This window comes from Robbsia betulipollinis (assembly GCF_026624755.1).
Classification (GTDB): domain Bacteria; phylum Pseudomonadota; class Gammaproteobacteria; order Burkholderiales; family Burkholderiaceae; genus Robbsia; species Robbsia betulipollinis.
The window spans coordinates 1-763 of record NZ_JAPMXC010000038.1 but is presented as its reverse complement, the minus strand read 5'-3'; the positions used below and the strand labels follow the sequence as shown (position 1 = coordinate 763).

Here is a 763-nt window from a genome sequence, read left to right as displayed (position 1 = left end):
ACAAACACTTCAACTTCGCTGAGTCTCGGGAGGAGACAGTGTGGCCATCGTTACGCCATTCGTGCAGGTCGGAACTTACCCGACAAGGAATTTCGCTACCTTAGGACCGTTATAGTTACGGCCGCCGTTTACCGGGACTTCAATCAAGAGCTTGCACCCCATCATTTAATCTTCCGGCACCGGGCAGGCGTCACACCCTATACGTCCACTTTCGTGTTTGCAGAGTGCTGTGTTTTTATTAAACAGTCGCAGCCACCAGTTTATTGCAACCCTTTCACCCTCTCGGCGCGAGCCGATCAAGCTACCAGGGCGTACCTTATCCCGAAGTTACGGTACCAATTTGCCGAGTTCCTTCTCCCGAGTTCTCTCAAGCGCCTTAGAATACTCATCTCGCCCACCTGTGTCGGTTTGCGGTACGGTCTTGTTAGACTGAAGCTTAGAGGCTTTTCTTGGAACCACTTCCGATTGCTTCGTCGCCTGAGCGACTGGCCTCACACCCTTGAATTCCGCACCCGGATTTGCCTAAGTGCCTTCTCCAATGCAAGGACCGGGACTTCCAACACCCGGACAACCTTCCGCGATCCGTCCCCCCATCGCATCTAACAATGGTGCAGGAATATTAACCTGCTTCCCATCAGCTACGCATCTCTGCCTCGCCTTAGGGGCCGACTCACCCTACGCCGATGAACGTTGCGTAGGAAACCTTGGGCTTACGGCGAGGGGGCTTTTCACCCCCTTTATCGCTACTCATGTCAGCATTCGC

1 rRNA gene is annotated in these 763 nt (G+C 53.9%); it reads right to left on the bottom strand.

Features of this window, described 5'->3' with window-relative positions:
* A 23S ribosomal RNA gene (locus OVY01_RS22985) occupies positions 1-763 on the bottom strand; the annotation flags it as partial.